The 16,538-nt window shown below is 28.7% G+C and carries 21 protein-coding genes; 5 read left to right on the forward strand and 16 right to left on the reverse strand.

Annotated features, from left to right (window positions below):
• Window positions 1-412: 412 nt before the first annotated feature.
• From B2S02_RS08755 to B2S02_RS08805, 11 genes are all read right to left on the reverse strand, one after another.
• Entirely contained in the window at window positions 413-1,321 is a 909-nt protein-coding gene (locus tag B2S02_RS08755) for a hypothetical protein (RefSeq protein ID WP_346920571.1), read from the reverse strand.
• Window positions 1,322-1,330: 9 nt separating this feature from the next.
• On the reverse strand, window positions 1,331-1,858 hold the full coding sequence (locus B2S02_RS08760; RefSeq protein WP_346878103.1) for a hypothetical protein: 528 nt from the start codon (window positions 1,856-1,858) through the stop codon (window positions 1,331-1,333).
• A complete protein-coding gene (locus B2S02_RS08765; RefSeq protein ID WP_346878102.1) occupies window positions 1,858-2,523 on the reverse strand; it encodes an ATP-binding cassette domain-containing protein in 666 nt (221 codons plus the stop codon). The genes B2S02_RS08760 and B2S02_RS08765 overlap by 1 nt, the downstream gene beginning before the upstream one ends.
• 15 nt (window positions 2,524-2,538) lie before the next feature.
• Window positions 2,539-3,333 (reverse strand): hypothetical protein, encoded by a 795-nt coding sequence (locus B2S02_RS08770; RefSeq protein ID WP_346878101.1) that lies wholly within the window; start codon window positions 3,331-3,333, stop codon window positions 2,539-2,541.
• A 4-nt stretch (window positions 3,334-3,337) separates the two neighbouring features.
• Complete coding sequence (locus B2S02_RS08775) at window positions 3,338-4,135, reverse strand: hypothetical protein (protein WP_346878100.1); 798 nt, start codon at window positions 4,133-4,135, stop codon at window positions 3,338-3,340.
• Window positions 4,122-4,907, reverse strand: a complete 786-nt coding sequence (locus B2S02_RS08780) for a hypothetical protein (RefSeq protein ID WP_346878099.1) — start codon at window positions 4,905-4,907, stop codon at window positions 4,122-4,124. Before B2S02_RS08780 ends, B2S02_RS08775 begins: the two co-directional genes overlap by 14 nt.
• A 61-nt stretch (window positions 4,908-4,968) precedes the next feature.
• Window positions 4,969-5,418, reverse strand: coding sequence for a hypothetical protein (locus B2S02_RS08785; protein WP_346878098.1), 450 nt, complete (start codon window positions 5,416-5,418; stop codon window positions 4,969-4,971).
• Between the two features lie 266 nt (window positions 5,419-5,684).
• Entirely contained in the window at window positions 5,685-7,013 is a 1,329-nt protein-coding gene (gene dnaB / locus B2S02_RS08790; protein ID WP_346878097.1) for a replicative DNA helicase, read from the reverse strand.
• Between the two features lies 1 nt (window position 7,014).
• Window positions 7,015-7,917: a conserved phage C-terminal domain-containing protein gene (locus B2S02_RS08795; protein ID WP_346920572.1), complete on the reverse strand. Its 903-nt coding sequence runs from the start codon at window positions 7,915-7,917 to the stop codon at window positions 7,015-7,017.
• A gap of 157 nt (window positions 7,918-8,074) precedes the next feature.
• Entirely contained in the window at window positions 8,075-8,248 is a 174-nt protein-coding gene (locus B2S02_RS08800; RefSeq protein WP_346920573.1) for a hypothetical protein, read from the reverse strand.
• Window positions 8,249-8,470: 222 nt separating this feature from the next.
• Window positions 8,471-8,683, reverse strand: coding sequence for a hypothetical protein (locus B2S02_RS08805; RefSeq protein ID WP_346920574.1), 213 nt, complete (start codon window positions 8,681-8,683; stop codon window positions 8,471-8,473).
• A 307-nt stretch (window positions 8,684-8,990) separates the two neighbouring features.
• Here B2S02_RS08805 and B2S02_RS08810 point away from each other — a divergent pair, with 307 nt between their 5' ends.
• From B2S02_RS08810 to B2S02_RS08820, 3 genes are all read left to right on the forward strand, one after another.
• Window positions 8,991-9,416 (forward strand): hypothetical protein, encoded by a 426-nt coding sequence (locus B2S02_RS08810; RefSeq protein WP_346920575.1) that lies wholly within the window; start codon window positions 8,991-8,993, stop codon window positions 9,414-9,416.
• Window positions 9,417-9,496: 80 nt separating this feature from the next.
• Window positions 9,497-9,721, forward strand: coding sequence for a DUF1659 domain-containing protein (locus tag B2S02_RS08815; protein ID WP_346920576.1), 225 nt, complete (start codon window positions 9,497-9,499; stop codon window positions 9,719-9,721).
• Between the two features lie 58 nt (window positions 9,722-9,779).
• On the forward strand, window positions 9,780-9,998 hold the full coding sequence (locus tag B2S02_RS08820) for a DUF2922 domain-containing protein (protein WP_343824640.1): 219 nt from the start codon (window positions 9,780-9,782) through the stop codon (window positions 9,996-9,998).
• Between the two features lie 64 nt (window positions 9,999-10,062).
• On the opposite strand, the gene B2S02_RS08825 is transcribed toward B2S02_RS08820, so the two are convergent.
• Together B2S02_RS08825 and B2S02_RS08830 are read right to left on the reverse strand one after the other, a co-directional pair.
• Window positions 10,063-11,001, reverse strand: a complete 939-nt coding sequence (locus B2S02_RS08825) for a hypothetical protein (RefSeq protein WP_346920577.1) — start codon at window positions 10,999-11,001, stop codon at window positions 10,063-10,065.
• A gap of 78 nt (window positions 11,002-11,079) precedes the next feature.
• Window positions 11,080-11,709: a hypothetical protein gene (locus B2S02_RS08830; protein WP_346920578.1), complete on the reverse strand. Its 630-nt coding sequence runs from the start codon at window positions 11,707-11,709 to the stop codon at window positions 11,080-11,082.
• Between the two features lie 153 nt (window positions 11,710-11,862).
• Here B2S02_RS08830 and B2S02_RS08835 point away from each other — a divergent pair, with 153 nt between their 5' ends.
• Window positions 11,863-12,474 carry a DUF4230 domain-containing protein gene (locus tag B2S02_RS08835; protein ID WP_346920579.1) on the forward strand — a complete coding sequence of 204 codons (612 nt, stop codon included), beginning with the start codon at window positions 11,863-11,865 and terminating at the stop codon, window positions 12,472-12,474.
• A 122-nt stretch (window positions 12,475-12,596) separates the two neighbouring features.
• Here B2S02_RS08835 and B2S02_RS08840 read toward each other — a convergent pair whose 3' ends face one another.
• From B2S02_RS08840 to B2S02_RS08850, 3 genes are all read right to left on the reverse strand, one after another.
• Window positions 12,597-13,829 (reverse strand): DUF2812 domain-containing protein, encoded by a 1,233-nt coding sequence (locus B2S02_RS08840; protein WP_346920580.1) that lies wholly within the window; start codon window positions 13,827-13,829, stop codon window positions 12,597-12,599.
• Window positions 13,826-14,155, reverse strand: coding sequence for a PadR family transcriptional regulator (locus B2S02_RS08845; RefSeq protein WP_346877654.1), 330 nt, complete (start codon window positions 14,153-14,155; stop codon window positions 13,826-13,828). Before B2S02_RS08845 ends, B2S02_RS08840 begins: the two co-directional genes overlap by 4 nt.
• Window positions 14,156-14,339: 184 nt before the next feature.
• Complete coding sequence (locus tag B2S02_RS08850; protein WP_346920581.1) at window positions 14,340-15,395, reverse strand: DUF5700 domain-containing putative Zn-dependent protease; 1,056 nt, start codon at window positions 15,393-15,395, stop codon at window positions 14,340-14,342.
• A gap of 265 nt (window positions 15,396-15,660) precedes the next feature.
• Here B2S02_RS08850 and B2S02_RS08855 point away from each other — a divergent pair, with 265 nt between their 5' ends.
• Window positions 15,661-16,509 (forward strand): Nif3-like dinuclear metal center hexameric protein, encoded by an 849-nt coding sequence (locus tag B2S02_RS08855; RefSeq protein ID WP_346920582.1) that lies wholly within the window; start codon window positions 15,661-15,663, stop codon window positions 16,507-16,509.
• Window positions 16,510-16,538: the final 29 nt, after the last annotated feature.

Genomic DNA, 16,538 nt, shown 5'->3' on the forward strand with positions numbered 1-16,538 from the left:
CATAATTACTACATTTACAATTATCGTTTATAAACATGTTTTCTTAAGTCTTAAGGATTTTCAAGAATATAGAAACAAAAAATATCTATAGACATTATTTTTGAAACTGTGCTATACACCTTCAAACATATCCATAGATATAAGTTGCATTTATTAATGTAGTGAGTTTATTTAATAAAAACACATAACCTTAATTACCCTTTTAATATTTTCCAAAATGATTTTTGTAACCACCATAGAACAAAATAGCATTAAAACAAGTGGAAGAAGATCAATAAATATTCCGCCAACTAAAGCAGTTACAAGGACTCCAATAAAACATATTATATTATATTAACATAACTTAAAGCAGTAACTACTTTAATTGTGAATTCTTTTTTCATTTTCATACCTCAATTTATATTGTAATTTATCATTTTTTAGTATATTCAGAAACATCTTTATTATATACACTTTCATCTATTGGAATATTTACTTCCAAACTAGTACATTCTAATTTGTGTTTTACATTTCCATTATCATCAAAGGATAGAAATTGAAGTATTATTCCAGTTTCCTTATCCATAATTAAAGAAAACTTACCTTGTTCCATATTAGATAGTGCTGGATCAATTACTCCTTCTAGCTTATACACATCTCTTTGTATAAAAGTTGACTCTGTATAATCCCAATCTTCATAAATAAATAAAGTATGGGGAAGTGAATTCGAAGAAATAATATACTGGCTTACCCCTAAATATCCAAGGTCTGCTCTGCTTAGATCTGGTTTTAAATATAATCTAATTGGTCTTACTATTGTAGGTTTTCTCTTGTTTTGAATTTCTTCAAATTCTCTATAGCTTTTATCATTATCATCAAAAACTTTTCTTTTATCATCATGATAAATTAAAGTTATAGGCTCTTTTCCTTCAGAATTATCTACACTTACAGAAGTTTTATTTTCTGTATCAACTGCAAAGGTGCATTTCATACGAGAGTTTCCACTGGACCTTTCTTCAATAAACTCTCCCTTACATGTCTTAAAATTGTCTACAGCATTAAGCATTTTATAATGTATCTCTTCCTTATCAGAATAATTAAAACTTTTTTTTATTTTTTCACCTATAGGATCTTCCTTTAACATCGCTTCTTCTTCTTGTGATAATTTTACTTCTTTGTTATCATTACTTACTTTCTTTTCCTCTTCCCATGGTATAACTTCTTCTTCCTTATTAAAAATACTAAGATTAACTCTATTTGATTTAATTTCATACACAACAAGGGATGCCGCTATTATTGTTAATACTATTGCTATTATATAACCTTTAGATTTTTTATTCATATTTTCCCCCTAAACCTTTAGTGCCTTTCTATATCTAATGCCTTCATGAAATTTTTCCTTTATTTCATTAGGATATAGCTTTGTTCCTAAATACATATACACACTCTCTTTTCCTTTTTCATATCGTTCCTTTTCAAGAGTATACACCTGTGTAACTAATAGTTTCTCTCCTGGTTGAATATTTTTCAAATCACCTTTATCTAGCTTTACAGGACCTGCATAGGCACTATAACAATCTATTACTATTGCAGATTCTTGAAAAGTATTAGCATCTTTCACCTCAGATGTGGTGTTCACAATTTCTGAATTCACTACAAGTTCTATAAACTCTGTTCCGATTTTATTTGTAGCATCAGTTTTTCTAACTTCTGTTGAAAGTATTTTTACTTCAAGGCCTTCACAATCTGCATAATTTCCATTTTCGTAATATTCCATTGTATATTTTAAAGGAACATTATGATTAACCTTATAATAGCGATATCCAAATATTAACAAGACAATAATTAATAAAAATATTGCTATTTTACTTTTTTTCATTACTGCTCCTCCCTTAATATTTCATGATTAACAATAGAACCATTTTCTATATAAAAAATTTCATCTGATAAAACCTCTAATTCTTCTTTATCATGACTTGCTAATAAAATTAACTTATTATTATTTTTCATGTTGATAAGTAATTCTTTAATCAATAATACTGCATCTGAATCTAATGCATTGGTAGGTTCATCCAATATTATTAGCTCTGGGTTTTCCATTAGCGCCTGTGCTATTCCTAGGCGTTGTTTCATACCTAAAGAGTATTTTTTAAACTTCTTCTTATCCTCAGGATCTAATCCTACAGCTGATATAATTTCTTTAATTTCCTTAGCTCCTACTTTATTATTAATTTCAGAAATAAGCTTAAGATTTTCATAGCCGCTTAAGTTTGGTAAAAAACCAGGATATTCAATAACAACCCCCACACTTTCAGGAAATGAAATATTCTCTCCTAATACTTGTCCATCAATTTCTACTCTTCCCTCTGTGGGCTTTATTAACCCGCACAAAGCTCTAAATAACATAGTTTTTCCTGAACCATTTTTCCCTCTAAATCCGTATATTTTTCCTTTATTAAGGTTTAAATTTATATTATTAAGAATTCTTGCATTCTTTATTTCTTTAGATAGATTTTCTACCTTTAAATAATAATTTTCATTCATAAATACACCTCATTATTATATAAAATCTTTATGTTTTAATAATTTATATCCCAAAATCATCAATATAACACTTATCAATATTGTATAAATAATTGAAAATGTTATTGATAACCCAATTTCAATATTAAAATAATTATGTCTTAAAACCATAGAATGAATTCCTATAAGAAATTTATTTTTAGATACTATAGACATTGTTAAAATTACAGTTGTTATAAAAAAACAATATCTAGAATTTACTACTATTGATAGTGTACATTGCATAAATACCAACGCTATGGTTGTTAATATATATGTTGTAATCATTGACATAAGAATAGTAAAATGGGGTACTTTAATAGCTAATTCATTATCTATTAAGCTACTATTTCCTAAACTAAATCCTAAAGCTGCTCCCCCTAATAAATAGGTTAAACCCATTAGTACTAAATATACAAAAATCACATTTATAACAATCCAAGTACACTTTGATATCCAGTATAAAAAAATTTTTTTGCTTCTAAGTAAAATATAGTTGGAATCTTTTTTAATATTTTCACTAATAAAATCTCCTAAAATGAATACTAAAAAAACATTTATAATTAACCAATTTATAGGAATATCTAGTGATGTTTCATTAAACCATAAATCTTTATATATAGTGAAAAATAAATCCATTAAATTTCCATTATAATTATTTATAGTTCCTATATATCCTATATTCAAAATAAGCATGATAGCTAAAAATAATATGAGTTTTTTCTTATAAAAATTAAATCCATGAATCAAATCTAACTTTAATATATTTTTAAATGATTTTAAATTATCCATTATACTAATATCCTTTACTTATAAAATCTTTATTCTTATAAATCTCTTTACCTATTAAATAAAGAGCTATATGAAGGAAAATTAAATATATAATATTTATTAAAAAATAACTAGGATTAACCCAACTCTCTATGCTCAAAGAAAACTTGTCCATAAACAGTATGCCATTTAAAAATTCAACATCTATAAAGGGAATGACCAATACTGCTATACCTAATACTCCACTGTTATTTATAACACTTCTTAATATTAAAATAAAAAATCCTAGTATAGAAAGTCCCATGAATTTTAATATAAAGGTTTTTAAAATCACCATATATATTGGTATAGAATTTAAAATTTCAAGTACATTTAAATTTCCATACTGTGGCGATGCGTATAAGGGATCATTTTTAGGCCATAGATTTTTAAAACCACTTGCATACACCCCTCCAATACAATATCCTAAGCATATTATGAGCATAGATATAATGATTGAAAGAGCTATTACAAAAATTACATGACTATAAAATATATTCTTACGATTCTTCATCTTTATTATGAAGCTTTCCTTCTCACTACTTTTTATGTGAGAATTAATTCCAAAGAATAAAATAGGTGTATATAAATATATAAAGGCTACAGCTCCTGCCATTCCACCTTGTCCATTTAAGGTTGAAATAATACTTATTACTGCTTTATCTTCTATTGAATACATCATAAAATAAAAAGCTAATGAATAAATTAAAATAAATATTGTAACTAAAATAAAATATTTTTTTTTATTCTTAATTTCTCTTTTTAAATTATTAAATAAGCTCATTTTTCATTCCTCCATTTATAAATATGGAAAAACAAGCTATGATTAGTATAAGTGGAATAGCTATAAATATATGATTATACCCTGTAGGACTAAATAAAAATATCATTGGAGAATATCTATAGTTTAATACCATAGTGATTATAACATCCATTGCTATATAAACTATAAAAGGAATAATTGTAATAACATATTTATTTCTAAAATATATACTACCAGCTAATGCAATACTGCTAAAGGTTCCTGCATATATAAATAACAAGAAAATTCTTAAAAATACATGTAGTAATGGAAAGTTAAAGTATATATAGGGTAAAAAATCTCTTGGTTCTAAAACTGATGAACTAAAAAATACTTTCGGCTCTATACTAGGAATAAAAGATGCATATAACATATAATTTATTATCAATGGAATACTTATAATTAATCCACTGACAACAAAGTTTACCAAAAACCTATTAATTAAATACTTCTTCTTGTCATATCTTGTGATTATATTTTTTATAAAACCACTTTTTACATCTTCTAAATAAGCATCTGCAAAAGCAACAGTAACAATTAATGGAAATACCATTTGAAGCATTCGTACATACTTTCCAATATTATATAGCATTAAATTATTATAAGCTCCATTTGAAAAGTCTATAAAATCCTGTGAACTTAATCTTATATGATTATTACTAAAAACTTCTAAAGAAGCTATTGTTATTCCTACTAAAAGAGCTACATAAAAGGATGTTCTTTTAAATATTCTTTTTATTTCAATCTTTATCATAAACTTCTCCTATCAGAATTATGCTATACCAGTTTTAGCTGGTATAGCATAAACTTTTTTTTTAATTTCCTCCAACTGAATCTGGACTCCATTCTCCACCAGTACTCCAAATTCCTGATGATACTGCTCCTCCATGACCTTCGCCTCTTAATTTAACCTTTACTCCATATCCTCTATCCTCATAAGCATAGTTAGGGATCCACTCTTCTGTTCCATTTGGTACATATTCATTAAAAGATCTACTCCACCAAGTTTTTGAAAAATCATTACTATTTTCATCAACCACTTTTACATGGTATCCGCCTGCACCATCTTGTATCCAACCAAACTTCATATAAGCAGAAGTTGAATCATATTTTGCTCTACGTTCTGTATGTGCAACACTACCCTTCATACTAAAATAAAATTTAAATGGTCTATCACTTATGTCTCCAGCCTCTGCATTTGTTGCAAATCCAGTAATTCCAAGTCCAGCTACTAGTAGTAGACTTAGTAAAATTTTCTTTTTCATGTAATTATTCCCCCTAATATTTTATTAATATATAATAATGTGCGCACATTATTTTTACATAATTGTTTAGCCTAGATTTAATATAACGAATTACATATTACTAACTTGTTACTATTGTATCTTATGTTAAATTTTTCTTAAACCTTTAATACATGAAAGGCTTAATTTTGTACCTAAAATTCTATATTCACCTATTTTTTTACATAGGATACGAAATATATTAGGATTTTAATTGTCTATTCTTATACTTTTTTAAGAGCCTTTATCTACTGAAGCCCCAACACTCTCTGGTACTTTCCAATCCATCCTAGATTTACATTTCTCACTTCCCCATTTCTATTTTTACCTATGATAATTTCCATGATTTCCTTAGGAGCCTCACCCTCTTCCTCTTTATTTTTATCTTTATTTTCAGTGTCATAATAACTTTCTCTGTAAGGAAAGAGCACCATATCTGCATCTTGTTCTATGGATCCAGATTCTCTAAGATCTGATAACATTGGTCTTGGATCATTTCTGCTTTCTGCTGCCCTGGAGAGTTGAGCTAATGCTATGACGGTGATTTTCAAGGATTTTGCCATTGCCTTTAGCTCCCTTGATATCTTTGCAACTTCTTGTTCTCTAGATGAACTTACTCCTACAGATTCTATGAGTTGAAGATAATCTATTATTATCACATCTAAACCTTCCTTTTGCTTTAAAGTCTTTGCCTTTCCTCTTATGGTTGGAAGTGTAGTTGATGTGTCATCTATGAAAATTTTCCTCTTCGAAAGTTCTGAGGCTCCTATGATAAGTTTATTTAGGTGATCTTCTTCTAGATTTCCACTCTGTATATTTTTTAAAGAAATCAAGCATCTAGCAGAAAGCATTCTTTGTACAAGTTGGTTCTTTGGCATTTCTAAGGAGAATAAGCCCACCTTTGCCTCTTTGGAAACATGTTGAGCAAGATTTAAAGCAAAGGCTGTCTTTCCCATGGAGGGTCTTGCAGCTATAATAACTAGTTCTCCAGATTTTAAACCTGAGGTCACTTCATCTAGGTCCTTATACCCCGTGGAAATACCTTCAAGAGCCCTTTTATCCAGGTATCTTTTTTCAATGTGACTTATGGTACTCTCCAGTGTATCCATAATGGGTTCCATATCTTCCATGGCTGCACTGCTATAGGCTTTATGAATATTATCCTCTAACTCTTCTACCACCTGGTCTACAAGGAACTCTCCATGACTCTCATCAATAGCTTTTCTGCAAGCTTTTATAACCCTTCTTCTGCTTGCTTTATCCATGATAATTTCACAATAATTTCTTATATTACTTAGGTACACAGCAGAACTAGAAAGCTTAGAAAGGTATGTTATACCGTTGCATTTCTCTAAAACCTCCCTAGATTTTAGTTCCTCGGAAAGGGTTATTAAATCTATATTAATCTCCCTAGCTCTAAGATTTAAAATCCCCCTATAAATCACCTTATGATTTTCATAATAAAAATCTTCTAAGTTTAAAATATCCTCCACTTCATAAATTTTATCCTTATCGTTAATTAGCACCCCAAGGACTACCTGCTCTGCTTCTAGACTATGTGGCATCACCATATCCATGCTACATGTCCTCCTTCAAAACTATATTCTTTAACTTTTCCTTTAACTCAGCTTTATTTCTTTCATCACTAAGGACCATATTTCCCCTCTTAAATTTCCCGTCACTTTCCTTTTCTGGTTTTCTTTCTTGATTTAGATAGGTCTCAAATTTATTGCCAAAGAGAGTAGTCGGAACTAAATATTTCTGAAACTTGGTGCCTGTCCATTTATATTTCATATTATCAATAACGGTTTTAAAGTCCTCTATGGTAAAGCCTTCACTAAGCCTTGCTTTAATAAGCCTAATAGTTATCTTTGTTGAACTTCTAAAGTTTTTTCCTGTTTTCAAATTCAGATACTCTATTATTTCAAAGGCACTTTTCTCCAAAAGAAGATTTTTATTTATTTTAGTAGATGAATCTTTAGTAGAGGGATTATTTGTTGTAGATTTAAATCCACACCCCTTAGATTCTTCATCCATACCCTTAGATTCTTCACCCATCATACCCTTAGATTTTTCATCAATACCCTTAGCTTCTTCACCCATATCTTTAGCTCCTTCACAGATACCCTTAGAGTTTTCCTCCTCTGCTACTTCTCTAGTTATAAGCTCCTTATAATTTTCACCTATGCCAAAAAAGGAGTATGTTCCCTTTTCCCTCACAACCAGATGAGTAAGCATTCCTGCATCTCTCAATTTAAAAAATCTAGATTGAACTGTACATTTCTTCATTCTAAAAATAGGAAACTCTCTTAGAACTGCATCATAACGAAGCCAATAATAGGTATGTCCCTCTACCTCCCTTGTGTTCATTCCATTGCTTTCTTTAAAATCAATGAAATACCTAAGAATACTTGCATCAATAATATCTAGTCCAAATTTTATTAATTTTTCCTGCCTAAAACCCATAATTGTATGTTTCATAATCTTCTCTCTCCTATCCTTATTTAAATAAGTATCTCTATATACTAAATAAGCAATTTAGACGAAAAGTGGAAAATTATTTTTAAAAATAAAAATAGACAACCTAGGGTCAGACCCCAAGTTGTCCAAAAACTTTTTAATTTAGTTGTATAAATTACTATTTCTTATTCTTCATAATAAAAATAAAAGCAACTAATAAAACTATACATATAGCAATGAAAATAAAAATTGTATTTTCACTAATATTTTTTTGTCCATTTATCATAAACATCATAATCATTAAAATAATTAATATTATGATGTTAAATAAAAATATAACTTTACCTTTCATAGCTCTTCTCCTCTTATGAAACTAGATAGCTAGAAAACTATATACCTATAAAAATATATAAATATGGATATATAAAAATAGTTAAATTGTAATATATAGACCTAGTTAAATAGTAAAATAGTTAACTATTTGTTGTGTTCATGGGGGTTTCAAGACTTTCTCTAATAAGCACTGTATGTTAATTACTAATTATAATACTTTCTTAAACTTTGCTAAAATAACTTACTGAGTTTTACTTTTACAATACCCTATATCTTTCAAAAGTAATGTAATAAAATATATCGCAAGCAATAAATAAGCTAAATTAAAAGCAACTAATAGGTTTCTATTTTCAATAACTTTACTAATAGGTTGATGTAATATAGCTATAACTAAAATGAAAATATTCCTACTTAATTGAATTCCTTTGGATTTCTTTCTCCTTATATCTTTCATACTTAATTCTCCTCAACTCACTAATATCAACTATTTTATTCTTCCCTTTAAAATCAAAATTCAAACCTTCAATATTTTTTAGCACAACCTCTTGGTTTCATATGCCTTAAATTTATTATAATGCATTTAATGTTTTACATTCCATAAAAATACATGAAAGTATGATTTTATTGCATAAGATTACAATTTTATATATTGAAATCCCAGTAAATATTATCCAAAAACTTTTTAAAACCCTTATCTCTAGTGAATTTTCTTAATAAAAGCATATATAGTTAGTGTTAAATAATTTATAAGGAGGTTTCTCATGAAAAAAGAAAATAAAATTAATGATTCCATAGATGAATTTAATTCTGAAGAAAATTTGGAAGAATTTAATGGCATCTGTGAGGCCATCACTGGTATTCCCATATCATCCTTTAATTTTGAAAAAGATACTCCCTCTAGGGAGAATTTATCCACAGCTAACCTAACTTCTCTACCACCTTCTGTTGATAGTTTTACTGATAATCGCAAGGTTAAAACTGAAGCTCCTGGAATAACTCCACCCATAGATGGTGAATTCTTTGATACTCAGAGATGTTATAAAATAAGAAATTCCACTGCTAGAATGCTAAATGAAATTAAAGCTGTTCATCCCAACGTTAATGTTTATATGAATACCATTGTGGATGCAGCAATTAGAAATTACTATGACTTTATTTTCAATAAGGATGGAATTAATACTTTATAATTATTCATCATTTATACTTTCCACTTATTTTTCAATGTGCATATATAATCATTGAAACCACTGATAAGGAGGTGAATTTAATGGCAGTAGATAAAGTTTTAAACACCACTTCTTTTCATATTGAAGTTGAAAACGGAACTGATAAGACTGGAGCTACAATTTATAAGAAAAAAACTTTTTCTGGAGTAAAACCTAGTGTTGATCCACAAAATGTTTTTGATGTAGCTGAAGCTATTAAGGATGTTTTAAGTGCTTCTACTAGATATAGTTACTTAAATGAAACTTCAAAATTAGTTAATGCTTAATAGTATTAACCGCGAGTATTAACTGTGGCTTATCCTAGAGAAAGGAGGAAATTAAACTATGGAATATTCATTATTAATGACTTTTATTAATACCAGTGGAGATAAAGTTAATTTATCAATTTCAGGGGTTAAGCAAGATATCACTGAACCTCAGGTATCAACTCTTATGGATACGATAATTGCTAAGGATGTTTTTCTTAGTAAAGGAGGCTCACTAGCTTCTAAATACGGAGCACAGCTTACCCAAAGACAAACTACTAAGTTCAGTCTTGCCTAAAATAACGAAAATAAAGGGGTCAGACTCTGAGGANNTCCTCAGAGTCTGACCCCTTTACAAGTATTTACACTTCTTCAATAAGGGATTTCATATTCTCTTTTATTGAAGATAATTCATTTTCTACAGTAGTTAGCTTTGCTCTAAGGGATTTTATTATGTCCTCTACATTATAAACAACGTTGCATACACTTTTTAAAGAATCACTGATTTTTGATTGAACAATCCAGTCAGATATTAATCCATCAAAAAAGTAATCTGCAAAGGTTTCAAAAGAACCAATATTTATATCTATATCCATTGCTAAATCCACATCTGCTAATTCATTTTGAAATTTCATCAGTGCAATTTTTGTATTCTGTGCATACTCTTTAGCTTTATCAATTTCAGAGTGTTTGGCTGCTGTAGCTAAAAGGCCTCCCCCTAGTATATCCCAGGTTCCCCATCCATCAGCACTTTCAAGAGAATCTACTACAAATTGAAGTTCATTTCTAGCAGCATCACCAGCAGCTATTGCTTCCTGTAACTCTTTCTTCTGAGCTTCAATAGAAGGAATCTTGTCCATAATTTCAAGTAACTTTTTAGAGTTCTCATTATTTAAACCTAATATAAACGCTTCTTTTTTCTTTAATACTGCTTCATATTCAGCCTCTGCATCAAGTAAATTGTTAAATGACACTTTATAGGATTCAAGATCCTTTTCTAACATAAGAACTGAGTGGCAACATTCATCATACTTTAACTTTGCTGCAAGGAACTCTTGTCTCTCTTTATCAAGCTGCTGCTCCTTACTTCCAAGTATAGAATAAAATATGTTAGCAATACTTAAAGATTCAAGCTTTTTAACATCCTTATCCTCATCTTTAAGAGCTTTTTCAAGTTCTATCTTTCTATTTACTTCTTTTTCAAGAGCTTCTTCCGTATGCCTAATCATACCCTCAAACTTCTCTTTTCTCCACACTTTTTCCTTAGCAGCTATAAGTTCTTCATTAATATACTCAAACATACTAAACTTCCTTTCTATTCTCAGGGAGGTTATATCCCAAATTTTGTCACGGGGTCTGACCCCCTGGATATTTTATACTTATTTTAAAGGATACACTAAATTCAAGTTTAGTTTTTTCATTTCCTTATAATAATAATAGTTATGCTCAGCACCAACTGTACATAAAATTCTTTTATCACTATTTTTCTCTATGACTTTTCTAATACGTTCTACCATTATTTGATTTCTAGCTATCCAATTTACATTATAAACTATAGGGTCTATTGTATTTAACCATTCTTGCTTTTGCATTATTAATGCATCTAATTCAAATGAATTAAGTGGCAATATGCTTTTCTTTCCAACCTCCCATATTTTTTCATATTTTTTATCTAACTCTTTAATAATGGCTTCTTTTTCAGTTTCACTATAGCTTTGTAGATAATCAAAATCAACCAAATCATCTTCAAACCAATCTACTGGCTTAAATTCAATTCCTTCACTCTTACAGTAAGGTATAATCAATCTTCTATATTCACTTGGTCCAAGATACTCTGAATATGTATTATCATCACAATATTTGGACCAATCTTCTGGTCGTACTTCCCCACATATAATATCAGGTTTAAATTCTACTATTGCTTCTTTTATCATTTCTAATGTATATCCCTTTTCCTGTCTGAAATCATCATCTCCATGAATTGTACCTAAAATACCTATAACTCCCATGCCTTTTCCCCCTACTTTGTACTATCCCAAATTTTGTCACGGGCTCTGACCCCCTGGATAATATTTTACTTTATACCATTATATCTCATTACATTCATAATATATACTCCCCTAGCATAAACATTAAAAAGATAATTTTGCGGGGTGATTATTTTGAAAAAATCCAAGATTAAAAAGTTCTTTTCCTTTTTTAAGAAGATTAAGATTATGATTTTTATAATAGCTATAATTGTTGCTTGTTTATTTATAAATTCTTTAACTACTAAAAATAATTTAGAGAAAAAGAGTGATTTTGTATCTGAAAAACTTATATCCATATCCGAGCTAGCTACTTCCCGTTATGATTACTCTAATGTGATTTCTGTGAAGAATAGCTTAAGTTTTAAGGATATTACTATTCCTTTTACTGAAAAATCCTTTGTAATTAAATATAATGGCTATATTACTGCTGGATTAGATTTTAGTGCTGCTACTTTTTCTATAGATAAGAATATACTTACCATAACTATTCCACCTTGTTCTATCCTTACTCATAATGTAAATGAAGATGAGGTTTTTATATTTGATGAAAAGAACTCCATATTTAATAAATTAACTATGGATGATATGTTAAGTGAAATTGTAGAAGAAAAATCTAAGACTGAAGAAAGGGTAATCAAAGACGGCTTCCTTGATAAGGTTACTGTGGACACTATAGACCTTCTTAAAAACATTTTCTTGAATTGCGGCTTTGATGAAGTAAAAGTTAAGATTGCAGCATCTTAATTCATATAATATAAAAATGCTATGTTTTTTTAACATAGCATTTTGTGACCTTATAAAATTATTGGCTTAGACTTAATATGTTCATTGAGATGGAACGCAATGAAGTAATTCACCTTATAATACTAGTATTCCCTCCCTTTAGCCCTAACATAGAATGAAATTATTTTTGAATAAGGGAAACAAAACAAGAATAATATAGACATAAGAAATACTACTATGGAAACCATATATGGTAAAACTTCTATTGTCCTTGAAATATCGCTAATTAAAAAAATAAATACTTTTATAATGCTATAGGAAATAATAGCTATAGTAGGTAGGTAAAATGCTGAATAAGTTAAAGCCATTTTCTTAGCATTAGAAACTTGTTCCTCCCTATTTGAATATATATTAGGTCTTTCGTCTGTGTATTCTTTACTCCATATACTCCATTTAACTGGTAATGTTCCAACAGTATATGCAAGTTCCCATTGATCCAGTTTAAATATTTCATAATATGCAGCTGTAGGGTTATTTTGAAAATCTAATATATATCTGATTTTTCTAGGAGCTCCCTTAGTAAAATAAAATTTCTTATTCCCTTTTTTAACTTTATAAAGATTAAAGCCTTTTGCTTCCATATCTTCTAACCATTTTTCTAATTTATCTGGTTCTAAAAAACTAGGGCCTCTTTTACCTATTATTTTCCTATGCTCTTGTAAGGAATCTTCCTTCTCAGATACATATTCCCCATCAAATTTAACATAATCAGAGCCTAATTCCTCTTTTATCTGCAATTCATTCTTCCTTAATCTATAAAGTGGATATATGAAAAGAGCTATAATACCTAGTGCTTTTATAACATTTAAAATATCTAACAAAGTAAAATAAGAAGTTTCTATATGTTGTATTTTCTCAGGAGATACTTCTTTTATGAAGGTGATGTCTCCAATACCTAAAAAATAAAAAATTATCATTGGAATTAAAATTATTAGGAAAATGCCAATGTTTACAGCAAGATAAATTGGAATTAATGATAAAAGAACTTGAGCTATTTTAAATCTGCTTAGTAAAGGCTCTCGAGATGGCTGGGCTTTTATATCTTCTAGATTCTTTTCATTTGCTAAGAAAAACCATCTACCTTTACTACAAGCTTTGTACCATCCATTTTTTATTAAAGAAGGTTGTAACTCTGTAATCCTCCTTTTCTCATATGAAACTCTATAGTTAATATTACTTTCCTCTCCCTTTTCAAAGATAAATAGTTTTAGAAGAAGATTAACATCTTTTAAAATATAACCCTCTAAAGCTTTTTTACTTAACCAGTTTTCTATATTTTTAATATTTAAGCTCCAAAATGGTTTAAAAATTCTCATGAAAAATCCCCCTCATATTTTATTGCATTATCATGTAATTCTTTAATCCTCTCTATCTCTGCTTTTATTAATCTCTTCCCCAGTTCTGTAATTTCATATATTGTTTTCCTATTTTCATCAGAGTAAATTGATATAATTTGACCTTTTTCCATTTTACCTAATGTTCCATAAACTGTACCAGAACCTAACTTTATTCTTCCATCAGTAATTTTATCTACATGTTGTATTATTCCATAACCATGTCTTGGTTCTGTAAGTGAAAGAAGAATATAGAAAGCTGTTTCTGTCATAGGCATGAATGCTTTTAAAATTTTATCCTCACTCATTAAAATACCTTCTTTCTAGTATTACTATTTTTTTCTATATGTCTATATGTCACGGTATGATATATCATATTAAAACTATATCACGCTGTGACATATAAGTAAACATGCAATATAAAAAATGCTATGTTTTTTCAACATAGCATTGTGACCTTATAAAATTATTAGTTTAGACTTAATATGTTAATTATTTAGCTGTTTTCCAGGCTGACTCCCATAAAGTAATCAGTTCTTGTGAGAATTGAATCTTATTTAACTCTATGGCAGCTTTATTATAATAAGTTAGGAAATATTTTAGATTAACAATACATTGAAAGACTTTTTCTTTTCCGAAAACTTTATCTATTGTTCCTACCATTTCTTCTCCAATTAATTTATCTAGAGAAGGCTTTATTCCTTGCATGAATGTATATGTATGAACTTTGTTTCTTAAAGTATCAATATTCCCTCCTTCCTTAAATAACTGTCTCAAAAATAAATCTAGCTCTGCTATTCTATCTGCTACCTTTAATCTTTCTTCACTATGAATGGATGTGATTTTCTCATACTGCTCCTTACCCATTATTTTACTTCCAACAATTTTCATCACTTCATTGTCTACTTGATTATCAAAAAAATATACTGCACTACCCTCGTCTAATATGGAACCTACTAATATAATTGCTAAACTAATAAAATTATTTCTGTTGATTAATTCCATTCTTTTTTTATCCTTACTTCTCCAATACCTAGAACCTATATGGTGAAATTCATGTGCCATACCATAAATTCCAAAGGAATAAAAATTATCTGGGTATAACATAGTTATGCATTGAGTATAATTACTCATGCCAATAATAGTTCCTCCATTAAATCCATCAACTATGAAATGTAAATTTAATTTCATATCAGTATCCTTAGGAAGATACAATGAAACAAGTTTCTCAATCTTAGAATAGTCAATTTTTTGAACATAATTCAAATTAATATCTAAAGAATTTGTATCCTGAAGTATTAACTTAAATCTCTTATAAATGCTTTCAAGTCTACCATTATATTCGCTTCCATTAATAATGCTATTCCAAACATATAAATATTCTTGCTTAGGTATTAAAGGCTCCAATGCATTTAGCCATATTTTATATGCTTCTGTTGTTTCTATAATAGTATTAATATCTTCAACTTTTACTAATTCTCTATTTGATAATGAAGTAAAAATATTAGTCATTTTTTTTGCCCCGTCATAAGTTACATTTATCTTCATTTCACCACTCCTTTTACCTAGGTTTTAAAATACAATTGATTATGAACTTGTAAATCAATTATATACCAGTAAAGGTAATTTTTAAAATAAAAAAGATTAAATGGTAACTAATTTTTACTTTAGGTATGACCCCCTAGTGACTAAAAATATAGATAAATACCAAATTATTATATGCTTATTAACTTATATAATATATAATTAATCAAATAGACAACCGTATGAGATAGCGAATCAAAGTTTACAATTAATTGTTAGGGGGATCTTTATGAGGGCTATTGATTTATATAAACAATTGGAAAGAGATTTTATTACAAAAGATATGCGAGATGATTGGGCAAGATTCATGGGTGAATTAGGTGAATACCTTTCTCCAAATTTTAAAGAAAGAAGTATGGGATTGGTTTGTGACTTCACAAATGAAATTAATTCAGTTTATTCTGCTGTGTTTCCTACTAAAGAAATTTTGCAGAGTATTATTGATGATGGAGCAACAAATGCAATGTTATTTCTACACCATCCTTCTATTTGGGATATTAGAAGATTAAAACCCTTCTATCAAATGGATAAAGAATTAATAAATAAGTTTAAAGAAAACAAAATATCAATATATAATTTACATGTACCCTTAGATAATTTCAGTGAATATTCAACAAGTAAAACTTTAGCCGATGTTTTAGATATAGAAATTGAAAAACCATTTAAGGAGTATTGCGGAACATTAAGTGGTGTAATTGGTAAAACAAAGTGCAAGAGCGTGGAAGAATTACATGATAGGTTTTCAAAAGCTTTAGGACACAATACAAGCCTCTATTTATATGGAAATAATAATATAAAAGATGGGAGAGTAGCCATTGTAGCAGGTGGAGGCAATAATATAGCTACTGTTTCTGAAATGATTGAAAATAAGGTGGATGTTCTTATTACAGGTATTTCAGTGAATAACAAAAATTATTTAGAAGTTCATGAGCTTGAACAAAAAAATCATATTAATGTTTTGGGTGGAACGCATTATTCTACTGAAAAATTTACATGTCAAAAGATGTGTACTTATTTTGAAAGGTTTGGGCTTGTTTCTACTTTTATTGAAGGAGAACCAGTATACGAGGATATGTAAGTTTTCTAAATTAGTTTAATGATTGTACA

The sequence above is a fragment of the Clostridium sp. UBA7339 genome (assembly GCF_002470865.1).
In the GTDB taxonomy this organism is placed as follows: domain Bacteria; phylum Bacillota; class Clostridia; order Clostridiales; family Clostridiaceae; genus Clostridium_J; species Clostridium_J sulfidigenes.

Bases quoted from the DNA above. Each gene is read 5' to 3' on its own strand.
- B2S02_RS08755 (WP_346920571.1), bottom strand. From the start codon at position 1,321: ATGAATAAAAAATCTAAAGGTTATATAATAGCAATAGTATTAACAATA.
- B2S02_RS08760 (WP_346878103.1), bottom strand. From the start codon at position 1,858: ATGAAAAAAAGTAAAATAGCAATATTTTTATTAATTATTGTCTTGTTA.
- B2S02_RS08765 (WP_346878102.1), bottom strand. From the start codon at position 2,523: ATGAATGAAAATTATTATTTAAAGGTAGAAAATCTATCTAAAGAAATA.
- B2S02_RS08770 (WP_346878101.1), bottom strand. From the start codon at position 3,333: ATGGATAATTTAAAATCATTTAAAAATATATTAAAGTTAGATTTGATT.
- B2S02_RS08775 (WP_346878100.1), bottom strand. From the start codon at position 4,135: ATGAGCTTATTTAATAATTTAAAAAGAGAAATTAAGAATAAAAAAAAA.
- B2S02_RS08780 (WP_346878099.1), bottom strand. From the start codon at position 4,907: ATGATAAAGATTGAAATAAAAAGAATATTTAAAAGAACATCCTTTTAT.
- B2S02_RS08785 (WP_346878098.1), bottom strand. From the start codon at position 5,418: ATGAAAAAGAAAATTTTACTAAGTCTACTACTAGTAGCTGGACTTGGA.
- dnaB (WP_346878097.1), bottom strand. From the start codon at position 7,013: ATGGATATGGTGATGCCACATAGTCTAGAAGCAGAGCAGGTAGTCCTT.
- B2S02_RS08795 (WP_346920572.1), bottom strand. From the start codon at position 7,917: ATGAAACATACAATTATGGGTTTTAGGCAGGAAAAATTAATAAAATTT.
- B2S02_RS08800 (WP_346920573.1), bottom strand. From the start codon at position 8,248: ATGAAAGGTAAAGTTATATTTTTATTTAACATCATAATATTAATTATT.
- B2S02_RS08805 (WP_346920574.1), bottom strand. From the start codon at position 8,683: ATGAAAGATATAAGGAGAAAGAAATCCAAAGGAATTCAATTAAGTAGG.
- B2S02_RS08810 (WP_346920575.1), top strand. From the start codon at position 8,991: ATGAAAAAAGAAAATAAAATTAATGATTCCATAGATGAATTTAATTCT.
- B2S02_RS08815 (WP_346920576.1), top strand. From the start codon at position 9,497: ATGGCAGTAGATAAAGTTTTAAACACCACTTCTTTTCATATTGAAGTT.
- B2S02_RS08820 (WP_343824640.1), top strand. From the start codon at position 9,780: ATGGAATATTCATTATTAATGACTTTTATTAATACCAGTGGAGATAAA.
- B2S02_RS08825 (WP_346920577.1), bottom strand. From the start codon at position 11,001: ATGTTTGAGTATATTAATGAAGAACTTATAGCTGCTAAGGAAAAAGTG.
- B2S02_RS08830 (WP_346920578.1), bottom strand. From the start codon at position 11,709: ATGGGAGTTATAGGTATTTTAGGTACAATTCATGGAGATGATGATTTC.
- B2S02_RS08840 (WP_346920580.1), bottom strand. From the start codon at position 13,829: ATGAGAATTTTTAAACCATTTTGGAGCTTAAATATTAAAAATATAGAA.
- B2S02_RS08845 (WP_346877654.1), bottom strand. From the start codon at position 14,155: ATGAGTGAGGATAAAATTTTAAAAGCATTCATGCCTATGACAGAAACA.
- B2S02_RS08850 (WP_346920581.1), bottom strand. From the start codon at position 15,395: ATGAAGATAAATGTAACTTATGACGGGGCAAAAAAAATGACTAATATT.
- B2S02_RS08855 (WP_346920582.1), top strand. From the start codon at position 15,661: ATGAGGGCTATTGATTTATATAAACAATTGGAAAGAGATTTTATTACA.